Raw genomic sequence first — 1,403 nt, forward strand, 5'->3', positions numbered from 1 at the left:
ACCTTATCTTCGCCACGGAGGTGAAACTGACGAAAGCCCTGACATTCTTTCATTTGCCCCCACGCGGGTTCCACGATGGCTTTACGTAACCGGTAAATGTCTTTACCGGCATCGCTTTGCACTTTGGTTCTCATGGCTTCTCGGATCGGATCGCCTTCATTGCGTTTGACCCTTCGTTTACCGGATCCGGACTTAACGCAGTCCTTTTGAAACGGGCAGGTCAGGCAGGCATCGCTCATATACACCCATTGAGTCGCTTTTTGAGGATCCTTTTCATAGTATGTGTACTTGTGGATCAGCGTTTGTCCCGCTGGGCACACATAGGTATCCGTTTCCGGGATATACGTAAAGTTGGTTTTATCGTACGGATTCCCGTGCTGCTTGTTTTCACGGGTTGCCGCGATGTAGGCGTCGGTCTCGGCCTTCGTCGCCGCCTGAATGTTGTCCGCACTAAAGTACCCTGCGTCCGCACTCACTTTCTCGGGCACCTTTCCCGTTATGTTGCGGATGGAACCGAGCACCGGCTGGAATTGGTGTTGGTCGCTGCTGCTAGGGTTCATCTGCAGTCCGACGATGAATCCCTGATCCGCATCTACGGCAATTTGCGGATTATATCCTTGGATGACGCCTTGGGTTTTCGTATCCATGATTTGGGAATCTGGATCGGTAAAGTTGAATTGATCTTTGTCCGGTGTCTTCGATTCCTCTACCGGTTTGCGAGTTTCCAACTGTCTGAGCGCCTCTCTGATTTTTTCAAGTCGGGATTGGCGATTGGTCACCGATTCCGGCAACAGCGAAAGGGGCTCTTCGTTCTCTTGGTCGTCTATCTGGCCGGCTTGCTCGAGAGCTTCGCGGATTTCCTTTTCCAGACGCTCGATTTCCTGGTTCATCCGATCTCGCGACATCGACTTATGCTTCGATGCATGGGCTTTCAGCTTCGAACCATCGATGCTGACATGACCGAGGGACACGTACCCTAGCTGTATGGCGATGTGTACCACTTGTTTGAAAAGTCCCGGTAATGATTCGAGGTGATCCTTTCGAAAATCGCTGAGCGTACGGAAATCCGGTCGATGGCCGCCACATAGCCAACGAAAAGGAATATTTTCATCCATAGCCTGACGAAGGGTCCGGGAGGTGAACACACCCGTAGCATAGCCATAGAACCATAACTTCAAAAGCATGGCGGGGTGATAGGCTTCTTCTCCGCGATGGGAATACCGATTTGTCATGACCGTGAGATCCAACTGATCCACGATGTCGCTAACAAGCCGCACTAAATGATCTTCAGGGATCCAATCGCTCAAATACATCGGAAACAATTCACCTTGTTCCGTGGAGTAAGATTTAAATTTTGCCATAAACCACACACCCTTTTTTACCAGATAAACAGATTACAGTTA

Annotated in this window: 1 protein-coding gene; it reads right to left on the reverse strand. The window is 50.2% G+C overall.

Going from position 1 to position 1,403, the window contains the following annotated elements:
- Positions 1-1,361 (reverse strand): IS1182 family transposase (locus tag N0M98_RS33630; RefSeq protein ID WP_259620506.1); only part of this gene is annotated, 1,361 nt, incomplete at its 3' end.
- Positions 1,362-1,403 lie beyond the last annotated feature (42 nt).

This window comes from Paenibacillus doosanensis, from assembly GCF_025060755.1.
Taxonomy (GTDB): domain Bacteria; phylum Bacillota; class Bacilli; order Paenibacillales; family NBRC-103111; genus Paenibacillus_S; species Paenibacillus_S doosanensis.